This window comes from Nesterenkonia aurantiaca (assembly GCF_004364585.1).
In the GTDB taxonomy this organism is placed as follows: Bacteria; Actinomycetota; Actinomycetes; order Actinomycetales; family Micrococcaceae; genus Nesterenkonia; species Nesterenkonia aurantiaca.
The window spans coordinates 101,080-116,454 of sequence record NZ_SOAN01000005.1 but is presented as its reverse complement, the minus strand read 5'-3'; the positions used below and the strand labels follow the sequence as shown (position 1 = coordinate 116,454).

Here is a 15,375-nt window from a genome sequence, read left to right as displayed (position 1 = left end):
TTCTCCCAACAGGTCGATCAGTCGAATGAGGGCGCCGGTATGGTCCCGCCGTTGAGCTCAGTGGGGCTGAACTGGTCTTGCGTCCCTGCGGATGTCTCCTGCCCATTCTGCCCGCTGGGGGTCTCGATGAGCGTGTTCAACGCGCCTGCGCCGAGAATGCCTGAGGGCGCGCCGGTCACCGACTCGGAGACGTTCAGGGGCGCGGCGGCGTCGGCTCCGGGCACTGCGGGGGCGGCCACGAAGCTGGAGGGGCGGTCGCCGCTGTCGGCCGCCTCGGCCGTGCCGATGACCTCCCCGTCGCTGAGCTCGAGCGCGGCCGCCTCGGCGGGCATGACCATGCCCAGTCCGACCGCGGTGTTGGAGAGCGCCTGCGGGGACTGCAGGTGCTGGACCTCTTCGGTCAGCGCCTGGTTCGACTGGACCAGGGCGAGATGCTGGTTCTGCAGCTCCACGACGGTGTACTGCGAGTTGGCCATATGGATGTTCACCGCGAGCACGATCGTCAGGGCCAGCGCCAGCAGGGCGATGATCCCGCCGATGAGACCCTTCTGCCGCTGCCGGAGCTTGGGTAGGGCGCGCAGCATCGGAGAAGTACGTGCCGAGGCGGCGTCCTCGGCGCCTCCGGGGATGGAGCGACTGCGGGCCAGGGGTCCCCGAGGTGCGGGGGCGAGGGGCTGGGCTTCTGCGCTCATACGGCGGTTCTCCTGGAGTCGGTCAGCTTCTCGACTGCACGCAGCTTCGCTGACGCGGCACGGGGGTTCTCGGCGATCTCTGACTCATCGGGCAGCTCGGCCCCCCGGGTGAGGGATCTGAAGGTCGGCTTATGCTCTTCGAGCTCCACCGGCAGGCCCGCAGGCGCCGAGGACTTGGTGCGTCGGGCGAAGGCCTGCTTGACGATGCGGTCCTCCAACGAGTGGTAGCTCATCGCCACGATCCGGCCGCCCGGCGCCACGGCGTCCAGGGCATTGGGGATCGTGCGCTGCAGGACCTCGAGCTCGGCGTTGACCGCGATGCGCAGGGCCTGGAAGGTCCGTTTGGCGGGGTGTCCCCCGGTGCGCTTCGATGCTGCCGGGACCGCTTTGTCCACCACGGAGGCGAGGTCCGCCGTCGTGGTGAAGGGCCGGTCCTCGCGGCGGGCGACGATGGAGCTGGCGATGCGCCCGGCGAAGCGCTCTTCGCCGTATTCGCGCAGGATCCGCTTCAGCTCGCCGACCTCGATCCGGGCGAGCAGCTCCGCCACCGATTCATCGGGGGAATCCTCCGAGGCGTCCATGCGCATGTCCAGCGGGGCATCGTAGGAGTAGGCGAAGCCGCGGGAGGCCTCGTCCAGCTGCAGCGAGGACACACCGAGGTCCAGCAGGACGCCGGCCACTCGCTGATCCTCGGCCAGCTCCTCGGCGGCGACCTCGTCCACCCGGTCATAGACCGTGTGGATGCCGCGAAAGCGGTCGCCGTAGGAGCGCAGACGCTGAGCCGCCAGGGCGTGCGCCTCGGGGTCCCGGTCAAGGCCCAGCACGAGGACCTCGGCGTCGGCCGCGAGCATGGCTTCGGCGTGGCCGCCCATGCCCAAGGTGGCGTCGATGACCACGGGCCGGTGGCCCGCGGCTCGGATGTTGTCCACTCCGAGGGACAGCAGCCTGATGCAGCGATCTCGCATCACCGGCACGTGCCGGTCTGCTGTCTCTCGTTGCGCCATACTGCCTCCGTCATGGGAAAGGATCCTTGGACCAGCTCCTCCTCCGCTCCGACCTGCTGCCTGACATCGGGGAAGATAAGTCAGGAATGCGGCGGGGCGGCGGAAGAACTCACCCAAGGATCCCCTTGAAGTGTTCGAACCGTCTTCACTTGTCGTACTTTTTCGTTCGGCGTGTCGTGTCGAACGGCTTCGGTGCTCAGAAGAGGCCGGGAATGGCTTCCCCATCGGTGGATGAGAACTCCGACTCCTTCGCCTCCAGGTATTCGTTCCAGGCCGTGGTGTCCCAGATCTCGGCGCGGTCTCCCGCTCCGATGACCGTGACATCGCGGTCCAACCCGGCGTACTCCCGAAGCGCGGCGGGGACCGTGATCCTGCCCTGCTTGTCCGGAATCTCGTCAGAGGCTCCGGAGAGGAATACGCGGATGTAGTCGCGTGCCTGGCGTGAGGTCAGAGGAGCCTGCCGCATCTGGTGGTGCACGTTCTTGAACTCTTCCGTGCTGAACACATAGATGCAGCGTTCCTGCCCGCGAGTGAGGACCAGGCCGTTGGCCAGTTCCTCGCGGTACTTCGCGGGAAGGATCAGGCGAGCCTTCTCATCCATGCGAGGCGTGTATGTGCCCAGGAACAAAGGACACTCACCACCTCACTTGTTGAGGAGAATCATTCCTTCTCCCTCTACCGAGCTCCACTTTACCCCACTTCCCCCCACTTGCAACCAGAATTTGCCGCGCCGCGACCGAAAACTGTTGCGTGGCGCCGTTACTGACCTTCTGACCTGGAGAAATGATGCTGAGCTGCAGGTGGAGGGCGGTGGAGGGGCTCGACGAGACCGGCCGCTGCCGGGTGGATCCAGCGGGAGCTCGAGACCTGGGCAGGATGCTCCGATCGGGACCGAGAAGCCCGGAATTCCGGGGCTGCAGCGGCGGTGGTCTTCGGGCGTCATGACCGACTGCGCTCCCCGTGGAGGAGTGTGGGGCGCCCAGGTGGTGGGAAGTGGGGCCTGGGCTGGAGGGTGGTGGCGACCCTGCGCTGGTAGGAGCCGGGGCGGTGGCCGGGCATGAAAAAGGCCCCTCCGAAGAGGGGCCTTTCGAAGCTCTAGTGGTGCCTGGCGGGTCAGTCCTGCCGGCGTCGTTCTTCCCAGCGCTGCTCGAGTCCGGTCATGAAGTTCCCGGACGGGCTCGGAGTGGAGCTGCGGGGTCCGCCGCCGCCTCCCCCTCCACCGTTGCCGCCATTGCCGCCGGAACCGTTGCCGCGGGAGTTCCCGGAGGTGCCTCCGGTGGTGGCGTAGTAGACGCCTGCGCCCATGATCAGGAAGCCGATCACACCCACAGGTATCCACTGGTTGTAGATGCTCAGCAGAAGCACGACGATGCCGAGGACCGCGACCAGAGCGCCAAGCACGATGTTGCGCACGTTGAGCGTTCCGCTCGGCGAGTCCTGCATGGAGCTGGCGAAGCTCGGATCCTCCGACTGCAGCTGTTCTTCGAGCTGCTTGAGCATGCGCTGTTCACGCTCCGACAGTGGCATCGTGAAGCTCCTCGCGGTCGTCGTGTGGCGTGATGGAAGATGCGGATACGCCTGGGTGTATAGTCTACCGGTTTCGGCACCCCAGACCTAGCCCGATGTCAGGACTGCGGTGATCTCAGGGCTGACACTCAGGAACTCTCCAGTCCTGGATCCTCGCGGCGGGGTCGCAGCAGCGCGGCCGGAGCCGTCTGGACCTGTGGAAACTTCTTCGCGATGGCGTCGAGCGCGGTCTCGGCGTCGAGCCAGTTCGTCTCGGTGCGGTCGAAGCTCAGCTGCAGCGAGCCGCCCTCATCCACCAGTCTCTCGGCCCGGATCCCCACCAGCCGCACCGACTGGGCCCGCTGCCCCAGCCGCTCCAGCAGCCCGAGCACCCGGGAGTAGATGGCCAGCGCCGAATGCGTCGGGTGGGAGAGCGTGGAGGACCGGGTCAGCGTCTCGAAGTCGCTGTAGCGAAGCTTCAGGCTGATGCCCTCCGCGGAGACTCCCGACTCGCGCAGGCGTGCGGCGACCCGATGGCTGAGCCGCAGCAGCTCGGCTCGCAGCGTCGCCTCATCCTCCACGTCCACCGCGAAGGTCTCCTCGGCGCCGATGGACTTCTCGATCCGGTGCGGTTGGACCTCGCGGGCGTCCTCTCCCCAGGCCAGTCGGTGCAGCGCCGTGCCGGTGACCCCGAATCGCCGGCGCAGTGCGGGCTCCGGGGTCTGCGCGAGCTGCAGCACCGTGGTGATCCCGAAGGCCTTCAGGGACTCGGCGGTCTTTGCCCCGACACCCCACATCGCGGTGACCGGCAGACCGTGCAGGAACTCCAGCCGGCGATGTGGCGGGACCAGCAGCAGTCCGTCCGGCTTCGCGCGGGTGGAGGCGATCTTGGCGATGAACTTGCGGTCAGCGATCCCCACCGTGGCCGGCAGGGCGAACTCCTCGCGGATCTCGCGGCGGATCTTCGCTCCGATCTGCTCGGGTCCGCCGAGCCGGCGGCGAGACCCGGTGAGATCCAGGAAGGCTTCGTCCACGCTGAGCTGCTCCACCGAGTCGGTGATCGTGTCGAAGTAGGCCATGATGCGCCGGGAGAACTCGCGGTAGAGCTCCATGCTGGGCGGGATCACGACGGCGTCGGGGCTGGCCTGCCGCGCCCGGGCCAGCGGCATCGCGGAACGCACCCCGTCTGCCCGCGCCTCATAGGAGGCCGAGAGCACCACGGAGCGTCCCGAGTCCTGCGCCACGATGATCTTGCGTCCGCGCAGCTCGGGCCTGGTGAGCAGCTCGACCTCCACGTAATAGGCATCCATGTCCACATGCGCAAGGACGCGTGAATCAGCCGGTCGAGACGGTGCCATACCGATAGGCTATCCGCCATGAAGCGCGAAGAATTCATCAGCGAGGTCAACACCAGGTGCGCCGGCTTCCTCCAGGCCCGTCACGCAGAGGTCCACGCAGTCTCCGAGCACGCGGTGCCCCTGGTGACCGCGCTGATGACACTGACCCGGGGCGGCAAGAAGATGCGCCCCGCGCTGGCCAGGCTGGGCTGGCAGGCAGCCGGCGGGCGCGGCGAGGCCGTCGTCGAGCTGGGTGTGGCGCTGGAGCTCTTCCAGGCGGCCGCGCTGGTCCACGACGACGTCATCGACCGATCTGCCACGCGGCGCGGACGGCCCAGCGCGCACATCGGGTTCGAACAGCTGCATCGGGAGTCCGGCTTCGCCGGAGACTGCGGCCACTTCGGCACCACCGGCGCGATCCTCTCCGGGGACCTCTCGCTGGCCTGGGCCTCGGAGGCGTTCTTCCTCGCCCAGAGCACCGCAGCCCAGGACGGGCTGGTGAGCAATACGTTGGCCGCGCGGAGCTTCCACCGGATGCACACCGAGGTCATCACCGGGCAGTACCTCGATGTGCTCGAAGAGGTGCGCACTCCGGCTGAGACCGAGGCCGAGGCGGTCGCCCGCGCCCGCGGGGTGCTGCGCTATAAGGCGGCCAAGTACTCCACCGAGTACCCGGTGGTCCTCGGCGCGGCGCTGGCCGGCGGCTCGGACCAGCTGTGCCGCGCCTTCGCCGCGGCGGCGCTGCCGGTCGGCGAGGCCTTCCAGCTGCGCGATGATCTGCTCGGGGTCTTCGGGGATCCGGAGACCACCGGCAAGCCGGTCGGCGATGACCTGCGCGAGGGCAAGCGCACCGAGCTCATCGCCTACGGGCTGTTCCGCTCCGGCGGGGCCGGGGCCCAGGAGCTGAACCAGATGCTGGGAGACCCGGCGCTCAGTGAGGCACAGGTGGACCGGGCGCGCGCCATCCTGCTGGAGTCCGGAGCAGTGGAGGAGGTGGAGCGCAGCATCGAGGAGCTCACCGGTGACAGCGTCGCCCGTACCCAGGACCTGGTCGAGCTCGGCGTCTCTGCGGAGGTCCTCGAGGAGTTCGACCAGCTTCGCGGGAACCTGGTGCTGCGAACGGTCTAGGTCCCACCCCCGCTCGACCCGGACCGACACGCGCCGCAGCGACCCGGAGTTGGGCGGGTTCGATACCCTGGGGCTGTGAGCTCTGAACAGACTGACCCGTGGATTGGTTCCAGGATCGATGACCGCTATGTGATCGATGAGCGCATCGCGCGTGGCGGCATGTCCACGGTCTACCGCGCGCAGGATCAGCGGCTCGGCCGCGAGGTCGCGCTGAAGGTGCTGTTCCCGCATATGGCCGAGGATCGCAAGGTCGTGGACCGCTTCGAGCAGGAGGCCCGGAACTCTGCGCTGATCGCGCATCCCAATGTGGTCCAGGTCCTGGATCAGGGCCAGGCCCGGGAGACCGCCTATCTGGTGATGGAGTACGTCCCCGGCGCGACGCTGCGCACGCTGCTCAAGCACGGCGCGATGACCCCTCGGCTGGCGCTGACCTACATGGATTCGATTCTGCAGGGCCTGGCTGCGGCGCACCGCGCCGGCCTGGTCCACCGCGACATCAAGCCGGAAAACGTGCTGGTCTCCCATGACGGGCGGATCAAGCTCGCTGACCTGGGACTGGCCCGCGCGGCGACCCATCACTCCGGAACCTCCACCCTGATGGGCACCGTGGCCTATATCTCTCCGGAGCTGCTCTCCGGGGAGGGCGCCGACGAGCGCGCTGACATCTACGCCATCGGCATCCTGCTCTACGAGATGCTCACCGGCGTGCAGCCCTTCACCGGGGACTCCCCCGTGCGAGTGGCCTACCAGCACGTGAACTCCACCGTGCCGGTGCCTTCCGCGCAGGTCAGCGGCCTCGCGCGCGAGCTCGACGACCTGGTCAGCATCGCTACCCGTCCCGAGGTGGCGCTGCGGCCCAAGAACGCTGACGAGCTGCTGAAGATGCTGCGTGAGACCCGCGGCCTGCTCGGCGACGCCGAGCTCGACTTCGACGGCGCGCTCACCGCGACCCGGGCGATCCCTGCCATGGGCGCCTCCGGGCGGGAATCGCCCCGCGAGTCCGCGACGCCGGGCCAGCGGTCCACCACCATGCTTCCCGGTGACTCCAGCGAGACCTTCCTGGAGACCGAGGCTGCGCCGGCATCGGCCCACGGTTCCGGAGCGGAGCAGCACGAGGGCCAGGACGTGGACCACGAACCCTGGGACGAGGACATCGACGCGGCGCTGGGCAATGCGCGGACCACACATCTTCAGGCCGAGCATCGCCATGCCGCGCACGGGCGTCCCTCGAGCCTGGCCGAGGAGGATCGCCAGCTGGTCACCGAGGTGCCCACCAGCGGTCTGCAGCTGCGACCGCCCCGGCTCAGCGTCGCGGAGCCGGTGACCGGGATCCAGCCCGCCGTCGGTTCCCGCCGACCGGTGGAGCGGGTTCGCACGGAGAAGCGCGAGCGTCAGCGACCCACGGTGGAACTCGCCGGCGCCAGCGCCACCCGGATCTGGCTGATGATCGCCGCGATCATGATCGGTGGCGCGCTGCTGGTGCTGCTGGCCGGGTGGATCGGGGTCAGCAGTGCGCTGATCCCCAGCCTCGGGGGCTGAGGACCAGCACCGCCGCCGGTCAGGAAGCTGTGCGGCTGAGCGGTTCCAGCCTCAGGCCACCAGACCGGGCGCGCAGCGTCATCTCACCTGGGTGAGGGATTCTGCGACCAGGAACGCCAGCTCCAGGGACTGCTTATGGTTCAGCCGCGGGTCCACCAGGGACTCGTAGCGCTGATCGAAGGCCGATTCGTCGACCACGTCGGAGCCGCCGAGACATTCAGCGACGTCGTCACCGGTCATCTCCACGTGCAGCCCACCGGGGTAGGTGCCCAAGGAACGGTGGACCTCGAAGAAGCCGCGGACCTCGTCGAGGATATCGTCGAAGCGCCGAGTCTTGTAGCCGTTGTCGGCGGTGATCGTGTTGCCGTGCATTGGGTCGGTCACCCAGACCACCTTGGCGCCGGAATCGCGCACCGCCGTGACCAGCGCCGGGAGCTTCTCCCGGACGTTGGAGGCGCCCATCCGCACGATGAAGGTCAGCCGTCCTGGCTCCCGCTCGGGATCCAGCTTCTCGATGATCTGCAGCACGGTCTCCGGGGTGGTGCTGGGGCCCAGCTTGACCCCCACCGGGTTCTGCACCCGTGAGAGGTAGTCCATGTGTGCGCCCTCGAGCTCACGGGTCCGCTCACCGATCCACACGAAGTGGCCACTGGTCACGTAGGGCTTGCCGGTGCGGGAGTCGATGCGGGTCAGCGCGCGCTCGTAGTCCAGCAGCAGCGCCTCGTGGGCGGCGTAGAACTCGGTGCGCTTGAGCCCTTCGAAGTCAGCGCCGCAGGCCTCCATGAAACGGACCGCGCGGTCGATCTCTCCGGCGAGCTGCTCGTAGCGAGCGTGCGCGGGGTTCTGCATGAACCCCTTGTTCCACTGCTGGACCGCGCGCAGGTCGGCGAAGCCGCCCTCGGTGAAGGCCCGGACCAGGTTCAGGGTGGCGGCGGACTTGTGGTAGGCCGCGACCATCCGCTTCGGGTCAGGAACCCGGGATTCCTCGGTGAACTCGAAACCGTTGACGATCTCGCCGCGGAAGGTCGGAAGCGTGACGCCGTCGCGGGTCTCCACGTCGGAGGACCGCGGCTTGGCGTACTGCCCGGCCATGCGTCCCATCTTCACCACCGGCAGCGAGGCGCCGTAGGTGAGCACCACCGCCATCTGCAGGATGGTCTTGATCTTGGCGCTGATCCGATCGGCGGTGACGCCGTCGAAGGTCTCGGCGCAGTCCCCACCCTGGAGGAGGAAGGCCTCACCGTTGGCAACCTTGGCCAGGCGTCGCTTGAGCTTGTCGACCTCTCCGGCGAAGACCAGCGGCGGGTGCGCGGAGAGCTCCGCGTAGGCGGAGTCGAAGTCTTCGTGGCCCCGCCAGTCCGGCTGCTGGCTCAGCGGCAGCGAACGCCACTCGTCCAGGCCCGGATAGTCTGCGGCCCCTACATGAAGGATCTCTCCGGGGGCGGTCAGCGGGGCGTCGGATCTGGGCTCTGGCGTCGTGGTCACCCTCTCAGGGTAGTCCGCCGCGCCCGGGCGCGCCTAATGCCGAAGCGGCAGTCCATTATGCGGACGGACGGAGCCCGGGGGCGCTGTGCGCCCCCGGGCTCCCCGGTCGTTCTTCCTCGCGCGAGGTGTGCGGATCTGCGCCGTGGCGAGATCCACCCCCGAGCTGCGGCTCAGCCCTTCTTGGCGGCCGCCTCGGTGTAGAGCGCCTCGACCTCCTGGGCGAAGTCCTTCATCACCACCGGACGCTTGATCTTCATGGACGGGGTGAGGTGGCCGGACTCGATGGTGAAATCGGTGTTCAGCAGCCGGAACTCCCGGATCGATTCGGCACGAGAGACCGACTCGTTGGCCCGGTCCACCACTGCCTGCACGTGGGTGATGATCGTCTCGTGCTGAGCGAGCTCGGCGATCGGGGTCTTGGGGTCAAGTCCCTTGCGCTCGAGCCACTGCGGCAGGGTCTCCTCATCGAGGGTGATCAGCGCCGCGACGAAGGGCCGGTTGTCGCCGACCACCACGGCCTGGGAGACGATCGCGTCTGAGCGCATCAGGTCCTCCAGCTGGGCCGGCGAGACGTTCTTCCCGGCCGCGGTGACCAGGATCTCCTTCTTGCGACCGGTGATGGTGAGGCAGCCGTCGGAGTCCAGGGTGCCGACGTCGCCGGTGCGGAACCAGCCGGTCTCGGTGAAGATCTCCTGGTTCAGCTCGGGCCGGTTGTGGTAGCCGCGGAAGACGCAGATGCCGCGGCCGAGGATCTCGCCGTCCTCGGCGATCTTCACCGCACACCCGGGAAGCGGCGCGCCGACGGTGCCGATCTTGCTCAGCTCCGGGGTGTTCACGGTCAGCGGCGCCGTGGTCTCGGTGAGGCCGTAGCCCTCCAGGATCTGCACGCCCACGCCGTAGAAGAAGTGGCCCAGCCGCTCTCCCAGCGGGGAGCCGCCGGAGACCGCGTGGGCGACCTGTCCCCCCATCCTGGCGCGCAGCTTGGAGTAGACCAGCTTGTCGAAGACGGTGTGCTTGAGCCCCAAGGTGAAGGGGACCTTGCCCTCCTGCTTGGCGCGGGACCATGCGATGGCGGTGTTGGCCGCCTTCTCGAAGATGGCTCCCTTGCCGTCGCCCTCGGCCTTGAGCATGGCAGCGTTGTAGATCTTCTCGAATACCCGCGGCACGGCCAGCAGGAAGGTCGGGCGGAAGGTGCCGAGGTCGTCCACCAGCTCCTTGATGTCGGAGGTATGCCCCACCCGGGAGCCGGCGGCGACGGCGAGCACCGAGATGAAGCGGGCGAAGACGTGGGCCAGCGGGATGAACATCACCGTGGAGGCGTCCTTGTGGACCACGGAGCCCAGCGAGCCGCCCAGCGCCTGGAGCGAGAGCTCGGTGAAGTTCGAGTGGGTCAGCTCGCACCCCTTGGGCCGCCCGGTGGTCCCGGAGGTGTAGATGATCGTGGCCAGGTCGGCGCCCACGGCGGCGTTGCGCCGTGACTCGACCTGCTCCTGGGTCACCTCGGCGCCCTTGGCGCGGAGCTCATCCAGCCCGGAGCCTTCGATGGTGTGGACGCCGACCAGCCCGGTCAGGCTCTCTTGGGCGACGGCGCGCTCGACGATCTTCTGGTGCGCCGGAGTCTCGGCGACGAGCAGCTTCACGCCGGCGTCCTCGATGATCCAGGCGACCTGGGAGGGCGAGGAGGTCTCGTAGACCGGCACGGTCACGGCTCCGGCGTAGAAGATCGCGAAGTCGAGCAGGGTCCACTCGTACCGCGTGGGGGCCATGATCGCGACCCGGTCACCCACCTCGACGCCGGAGGCGATGATGCCCTTGGCCAGCGCGATCACCTGGTCCCGGAACTCGGCGGTGCTGACGTCGATCCACTGGCCGGGGCTGAGCTGTCGGCCGAAGAGTATGTTCTGCGGGTCCGCGGTGAACTGACGTTCCAGCAGGTCAGTGATGTTCAGCTCGGCGGGGACCTCGACTGCGGACGGTGTTGCGATTTCCTTCACGGGGGCTCCTCCATCGTGTGTGCTATCTCACATCATGATGTCACAGCCCGTTACTGAACGGTAGCTGAATGATTCGTGTCCCTGCGGAGAACCTGCTCAGACCTGTGCGCCGTCGCCGGATCCGGAACGGTTGCGCGGCATCTGCAGGAAGAGGATCACCAGCCCGGCCAGCACCACGCCGATCAGGGCGGGCACGGTCCAGCTCGGAGCATTCAGCGGCAGGAACGGCACGACGATCAGCGCCAGGATCGCACCGATGCTCAGCACCGCCCCGAGCACCACGGCGGGCTTGGCCCCGGCGAGCGGGTTCTTCGGGTTCGGCGGCTCGAAGTCGTCGATCTCATCCCAGGCGGCGTCATCCGCCCGGTAGTCGCGAGGACCCCCGCCTGGCACTCCCTGTCCTGGAGCCCCGTGGCCCTGAGCCGGGCCACCCTGGCCGGGACCGCCCTGGCCTGGCATCGGCCGGGAGCGGCCGCCTCGACCGAAGACTCTGCTGGGTTCGTCGTCGCGATAGGAGCTCATGGCGCCATCCTCTCTGGGGGCCCGGCGACCTGGTGCCGCCGGTGAAGAAAATCAATCAGCTGCTCGTGGATGGTCTCCGCCTCGTGATCGAGCGTGGCCACATGCTGGCTGCGGGTGAGCTCCACGACCTCGAGCTGCTCCGCCGAGAGCGTCCTGCCCAGCGTAGCGGCCGAGGACGGGGGCAGGACGTTGTCCACGCCCGAGCGGAAGAGCAGCACCGGGGTCTGTCGCCGAGCGAGCTCCGGGAGTTCGCGGCGGACCTGGGCGAAGAGCCGGTCCAGCTGGACGACGGCGCGCAGCGGGGTCTGCGCGTAGGCCTCCTCCACCACATCGGGCTTGGCGATGTCTCCGGCGATGCTGGCCACCGAGGGTCGGATCCTGCCCAGCACCCAGGCCTTGGGCCCAGTCAGCGGGGCCAGCCGGAGCCCGGGATTGATCACCGAGACCGCCTCGACCTGACGGTGCGCGGCCACATGCAGCGCGAGCGAGCCCCCCATGGAGAGGCCCACGGTGGCGACCCGGGAGCAGCGGACGGCGAGCCGGTCATAGCTGGCCAGCGCGGCGCGCATGATCTGCGAGCGCGGGGTGCTGGCCAGGTCCTCCCAGCTCGTGCCGTGACCGGGCAGCAGCGGAAGGTCCACGGTGAAGCCGGCCTGCTGCAGGGCGTCGGCGAGCGGGCGCATCGAGGCGGGGGTGGAGGTGAATCCGTGGAAGACGGAAACTCCGAAGCCGGACATGTCCATTCCGTCACTCTATTGCCTTTACAGTGGTCTCGAAGCTCAGCCGCCTGAAAGGACCCCCCATCACCGTGTCGTTCTATAGCGTCGCCAAGAACTTTGTCGTGGCCCCGGTGGTCAACACGGTATTCCGTCCCTGGGTCCGCGGCCTGCACAACATACCCAGCGAAGGTCCGGCGATCCTAGCGTCGAACCACCTGTCTTTCTCCGATTCGGTGTTCATGCCGGTGAAGGTGCCCCGGCAGGTGCACTTCATGGCGAAGGACGACTATTGGGGCAAGCAGGGCGCCTATGGGTGGGGCATGCGGAAGTTCTTCGATCTCTCGGGTCAGATCCCGATGGACCGCTCCGGCGGCAAGGCCAGCCAGGATTCGCTCAACGCCGGGGAGCAGGCGCTGCGCGACGGCGAGGTGGTGGGACTCTACCCCGAGGGCACCCGCAGCCCGGACGGGCGGCTCTACCGCGGCAAGCTCGGGATCGCCCGGCTGGCGCTGAACACCCAGGCTCCGGTGATCCCGATCGCCCTGATCGGCACCGATAAGGTCCAGCCGATCGGGAAGAACATCCCCCGGCTGGGCCGGGTGGGGATGATCGTGGGCGAACCGATGACCTTCGAGTCCTATTACGGCAACGCCGAGGATCGCTTCGCCCAGCGCGCGGTGGCCGACGCGATCATGTACCAGATCATGCGCCTCTCGGGTCAGGAATACGTCGACGTCTACGCCTCGGACGTGAAGCGTCAGCTGGAGGCGGAGAAGGCCGAGGCCAAGGCCGCGCGCAAGACGCTGCGCCACCACAGCGGGCGCCGCATCGAGGACTCCTCGGCCGACTGAGGGCGGGCTCCCCCACCGGGACGCCCCCACCACCCGGTGGACCCGCCACTCCACCGGAGACCGCGCGGAGGTTCAGAACACTCCTGGGGCGGCCCTGCGGTGCAGACCGAAGCGAAACCCCAGGCCGGCCGAGACCACGATGGCCGCACCGAAGACCCAGCCGGAGAGCGCGAGCGCCTGCGTCCCGGAGAGCAGGACCCCGATGGTGCAGCCGAGTCCGATCATGGCGCCCCAGCCCAGCAGCACCCCGCCGCCCAGGGCGGTGAGCGAGTTGAACGCGGTGGTCTTCTCGAGCCGCACGCGGCGCCCCGGCAGTGCCACGGCCAGCGAGGCCAGTACGATCCCGAGGATCAGCCAGCCGTTGGTGGTGATGGTGTGCACCACCACCGCCACGCATCCGGCCAGGCGCTCATCGAGCCCGGGCATGAAGCTGCCGATCCAGCCGGCCTCGGTCATCGAAGTCCGGGTCATCGAAGAGATCTGCTGGGTGACCCCCAGCGGCTGGTCCTTTTAATAGGCCAGAATCGCCAAGAGCCCCACGCCGACCCCGGTGATCAGCGCCGGCCAGCGCTTGAAGAACACGGAGCGTCGGACCTCGGTGGCGTCCACCGTGCGGTCGCCGCGCCCTTGGACCGGCGGGTTGAAGCGCAGCAGCCAGACTCCCAGGCCGATGAGGACCCCGAGCTGGAACAGCACCGCGAGCGCGTATCCGTTGCCTGCCGCCAGCCAGGTGGCCGGGGCGCCGAGGATGAACCGGGAGTACATCGTGTCCCAGCTCAGGAAGCCCAGGCCGAAGCCCAGCAGGACTCCGAGCAGCGCCGGAATGGACCGCAGATGTCCCTCCGGGAGGCGGTACAGGTGCCCGGCGATACATCCCCCGGAGATCACCATGCCCAGCCCGAAGGCCAGCCCGGCGATCACCAGTGCGAGCGAGACCGGGGCGATATGCGCGTCGCTCGGCACGTTCTCGGTGGTGGGTGTGGGGATCCGGGTGGAGAAGATCATCGCATAGCCGATCATCCCGACCGCGATGGAGACCAGGATCGCGTACATCCCCCGACTGTCCCGCTTCTCGAAGAGGTCCCGGAACACGCAGAAGAAGCAGTACCGGCCGCGTTCGAACAGGATGCCCAGTCCGGCTCCGATGAGCAGCATCAGGGCGGCGTTGGAACCGCCCAACCCCTCCCCGTCGGTGGCGGCGAGGTACCAGGCCAGGCCCAGCAGCACCGCCGCGACGGCCACGGAGATCGTGGTTCGGACGGTGTCCGCCGTGGTCCAGCCCAGCTCGCGGTCTGTTCTGAGGTCGATCGTCATGAGGTTGCCTTCCTGCATGCTCAGTCTCCGGACTGGCCCCAGAGCCCGGCGCGCTCTCCGGAGTTGTTCGCCACCGGAACTCCGACGCTGTTGCCCCATGCCGACCAGGAGCCGTCATAGACCTTGACCTCTTCGCCGAGGATCTGGCTCAGCGCGAACCAGGTGTGGGAGGCGCGCTCCCCGATCCGGCAGTAGGCGATGATCGGGTTCTCGAAGTCCACCCCGGCTGCTTCATAGATGCTGCGGATCTCCTCGGCGGGGAGGAACTCGCCGGTCTGCTCGTCCACGATCTGGGTCCAGGTGACATTCACGGAGCCGGGGATGTGTCCCCACACCGCAGCACCCTCGCCCTGGAAGATGTCGGGATCGACGCCGACCTCGCCGTCGTGCTCCTGGGCAGATCGGATGTCCACCAGGTTCACCGCGGCCACGGCGTCACCGCCGGCCTCGGCGTTGCGCTCGGCGATCTCCAGCACCTCGGGCTGGAAGGCCCGGATGTCGTGGTTCTGCGGCTTGGCCGCGAAGTTCCCGGGAGGAACCGCGGGAACCTCTTCGACGAGCTCACGCTCGTCGTGGAGCTCCCATTTATGCAGCCCACCGTCGAGCAGCACCACGTCCTCGACGCCGTAGAGGTTGAACACCCAGGAGGCGTAGGCGGCGAACCAGTTGTTGTTGTCCCCGTAGAGGACCACCGTGGAGTCCTCGTTGATGCCCAGCGACTGGCCCAGCTCGGTGAACTCTTCCGCGGAGATGAACTCACGGGTGTTGGGTGCGGTGAACTCCTCGGACCACTCCAGGTACTGGGCCTGCGGGATGTGCGCCTCGGCGTAGGGGGTGAGCTCCGAGCTCGGCAGGTTTTCCGAGACGTCGAGCAGGACGATGCCCTGCTCGTGGAGGCCTCCCTCCTCGAGGCGCTCGGCCAGCCACTCGGTGGTGGCCAGCGGCTGCTCGGTGTGGACGTCGTCGAATCCGCGGGTCTCTCCCGGGATGTCTGCGGCGGCGACCGTGGTGGCAGCCTCCCCCTCGCCGGACTCGTCGGTCTCGGTCGCGGTGCTGCCGGAGTCGGTGACGGAGCCCTGGTCCGCATCGCCGCCCGTGGAGTTCGCCACCACGAAGCCGGCCGTGCCCGCCAGGGACGCCGCGGCGACCACCGCGATCACGGTCTTGCCGGTGGAGCTCTTCGACGCCGGGGCCCCGGCCCGGGCGTGAACAGATCGTGGACGCGGACCGCACCCCCCTGCACCACCGTCCAGAGACACAGAAAGGCCCCGCTTCAGATGATCG

Annotated in this window: 13 protein-coding genes and 1 pseudogene; 3 read left to right on the top strand and 11 right to left on the bottom strand. The window is 68.3% G+C overall.

Going from position 1 to position 15,375, the window contains the following annotated elements:
* Positions 1–17 precede the first annotated feature (17 nt).
* From ftsL to dinB, 5 genes are all read right to left on the bottom strand, one after another.
* Positions 18–692 (bottom strand): cell division protein FtsL, encoded by a 675-nt coding sequence (gene ftsL / locus EV640_RS07765; protein WP_036474944.1) that lies wholly within the window; start codon positions 690–692, stop codon positions 18–20.
* Positions 689–1,696 carry a 16S rRNA (cytosine(1402)-N(4))-methyltransferase RsmH gene (gene rsmH, locus EV640_RS07760; protein WP_036474946.1) on the bottom strand — a complete coding sequence of 336 codons (1,008 nt, stop codon included), beginning with the start codon at positions 1,694–1,696 and terminating at the stop codon, positions 689–691. Before rsmH ends, ftsL begins: the two co-directional genes overlap by 4 nt.
* Before the next feature lie 196 nt (positions 1,697–1,892).
* Positions 1,893–2,324: a division/cell wall cluster transcriptional repressor MraZ gene (gene mraZ, locus EV640_RS07755; protein WP_036474948.1), complete on the bottom strand. Its 432-nt coding sequence runs from the start codon at positions 2,322–2,324 to the stop codon at positions 1,893–1,895.
* Between the two features lie 485 nt (positions 2,325–2,809).
* Positions 2,810–3,223, bottom strand: a complete 414-nt coding sequence (locus EV640_RS07750; RefSeq protein WP_036474951.1) for a DUF3040 domain-containing protein — start codon at positions 3,221–3,223, stop codon at positions 2,810–2,812.
* Between the two features lie 128 nt (positions 3,224–3,351).
* Positions 3,352–4,560, bottom strand: a complete 1,209-nt coding sequence (gene dinB, locus EV640_RS07745) for a DNA polymerase IV (RefSeq protein WP_133726191.1) — start codon at positions 4,558–4,560, stop codon at positions 3,352–3,354.
* A gap of 18 nt (positions 4,561–4,578) precedes the next feature.
* On the opposite strand from dinB, the gene EV640_RS07740 reads away from it, so the two are divergent.
* Together EV640_RS07740 and EV640_RS07735 are read left to right on the top strand one after the other, a co-directional pair.
* On the top strand, positions 4,579–5,667 hold the full coding sequence (locus EV640_RS07740) for a polyprenyl synthetase family protein (protein ID WP_051501080.1): 1,089 nt from the start codon (positions 4,579–4,581) through the stop codon (positions 5,665–5,667).
* A gap of 75 nt (positions 5,668–5,742) precedes the next feature.
* On the top strand, positions 5,743–7,206 hold the full coding sequence (locus tag EV640_RS07735; RefSeq protein ID WP_243832261.1) for a protein kinase domain-containing protein: 1,464 nt from the start codon (positions 5,743–5,745) through the stop codon (positions 7,204–7,206).
* A gap of 78 nt (positions 7,207–7,284) precedes the next feature.
* On the opposite strand, the gene EV640_RS07730 is transcribed toward EV640_RS07735, so the two are convergent.
* The 4 genes from EV640_RS07730 to EV640_RS07715 form a co-directional block, all read right to left on the bottom strand.
* Entirely contained in the window at positions 7,285–8,655 is a 1,371-nt protein-coding gene (locus tag EV640_RS07730; RefSeq protein ID WP_036475110.1) for a class II 3-deoxy-7-phosphoheptulonate synthase, read from the bottom strand.
* 206 nt (positions 8,656–8,861) lie between these two features.
* On the bottom strand, positions 8,862–10,685 hold the full coding sequence (locus EV640_RS07725; protein WP_133726190.1) for an AMP-dependent synthetase/ligase: 1,824 nt from the start codon (positions 10,683–10,685) through the stop codon (positions 8,862–8,864).
* 96 nt (positions 10,686–10,781) lie between these two features.
* On the bottom strand, positions 10,782–11,207 hold the full coding sequence (locus EV640_RS07720; protein WP_133726189.1) for a hypothetical protein: 426 nt from the start codon (positions 11,205–11,207) through the stop codon (positions 10,782–10,784).
* The gene (locus EV640_RS07715; protein WP_133726188.1) at positions 11,204–11,950 is read right to left on the bottom strand and encodes an alpha/beta hydrolase; all 747 of its coding nucleotides are present in this window, start codon (positions 11,948–11,950) and stop codon (positions 11,204–11,206) included. The genes EV640_RS07720 and EV640_RS07715 overlap by 4 nt, the downstream gene beginning before the upstream one ends.
* A gap of 65 nt (positions 11,951–12,015) precedes the next feature.
* Here EV640_RS07715 and EV640_RS07710 point away from each other — a divergent pair, with 65 nt between their 5' ends.
* Positions 12,016–12,777 carry a lysophospholipid acyltransferase family protein gene (locus tag EV640_RS07710; RefSeq protein WP_133726187.1) on the top strand — a complete coding sequence of 254 codons (762 nt, stop codon included), beginning with the start codon at positions 12,016–12,018 and terminating at the stop codon, positions 12,775–12,777.
* Between the two features lie 72 nt (positions 12,778–12,849).
* Here the strand turns inward: EV640_RS07710 and EV640_RS13860 are convergent.
* Together EV640_RS13860 and EV640_RS07695 are read right to left on the bottom strand one after the other, a co-directional pair.
* Positions 12,850–13,932: pseudogene (locus EV640_RS13860) on the bottom strand (YeeE/YedE family protein).
* A gap of 179 nt (positions 13,933–14,111) precedes the next feature.
* Positions 14,112–15,200 carry a sulfurtransferase gene (locus EV640_RS07695; RefSeq protein WP_208292194.1) on the bottom strand — a complete coding sequence of 363 codons (1,089 nt, stop codon included), beginning with the start codon at positions 15,198–15,200 and terminating at the stop codon, positions 14,112–14,114.
* Between the last annotated feature and the right edge of the window lie 175 nt (positions 15,201–15,375).